Origin of the sequence: Sporolactobacillus sp. THM19-2, assembly GCF_004153195.1 — a bacterium.
GTDB lineage: Bacteria > Bacillota > Bacilli > Bacillales > Sporolactobacillaceae > Sporolactobacillus.
In genome coordinates this window covers 1-971 of sequence record NZ_SEMC01000055.1, presented here as the reverse complement: position 1 = coordinate 971, position 971 = coordinate 1, and the positions used below count along the sequence as shown (strand labels likewise).

The 971-nt window shown below is 48.5% G+C and carries 1 protein-coding gene; it reads right to left on the bottom strand.

Annotated features, from left to right (window positions below; translation table 11 throughout):
- Window positions 1–863: IS1634 family transposase (locus EWH91_RS14285; RefSeq protein ID WP_129930930.1), on the bottom strand; the 863-nt coding region annotated here is incomplete at its 3' end.
- Window positions 864–971 lie beyond the last annotated feature (108 nt).

Genomic DNA, 971 nt, shown 5'->3' with positions numbered 1-971 from the left:
TCCGTGGAAAAGCCACGGTCCATCACACTGATCACCCGTCCCAGCTTCCAGCCAACTAAATCCTTTTTGGCCTCTTCAACGACTGTTTTATCCGCCGTGTTACCTGGCCAGACCCAGCATCGGATGGGCAAGCCTTCCTTCGTAACGGCCATGCCGATGACCACCTGCAGCAGATCCGGACGTTTGTCTTTGGAATAGCCCAGCTTTCGCAGATTTTCCTTTTCCGGAGCTTCCTGGGGCTCAACCTCAAAGTAGGACGAGGTTGTATCAAAATAGATCAGGTCGACTTCAAGATTCAGTAGATTCGCTGTCGAAAAATAAACCTGTTCCTCCAGCTGGCTGCGCATTTCCAGGAGTAAATCCATGGCACGGTAAAACTGATGGACATGTGCCTCATTGAGTCCGGGCAGTGCCACTTCATCCTGTATCCACTCCTCAAGCCCCAGCTTGCTTGTTGGATCCAGAGCTCGATTGGCTACCATAGCGAAGATGAGTCGTTCGACGTCGATATCATGTTTACGACCCGCCAATAATTCATGAATGATCTGGTCCATGCTCAGCATTTTCCAGAGCTGATCCAGTGTCCAGACTCCACCCAGCCTTTTGGATGCTTTGAAAGCAAAATCAGCCGCCTGACCAATCTCAGACTGAGCCCGCAGGGCTTCTTCAGGAGAGAGATACCTTGAAATGCTTTCCACCAGCCGACGGAGCGCGTCAACATCCAGTTGATCCTCGCGACCGAACGAATAAATCACCCTTGCTTTGGCATATTTGGCCTTGGAATCCCACTCATTTTGAGCCAGCTGCAGATAGGCTACTGTACGACCATCTTTATTTTTTCGAGAAACCCTTCGTAAGTACATGCCTATATTATATTACAGGTGAGTTTCAACATCAAGCATAGTTATCCACAGATGTGTGCCTATGGATAACTTTTGGATGACCTATTATGCACATGTGGATAATTTAAA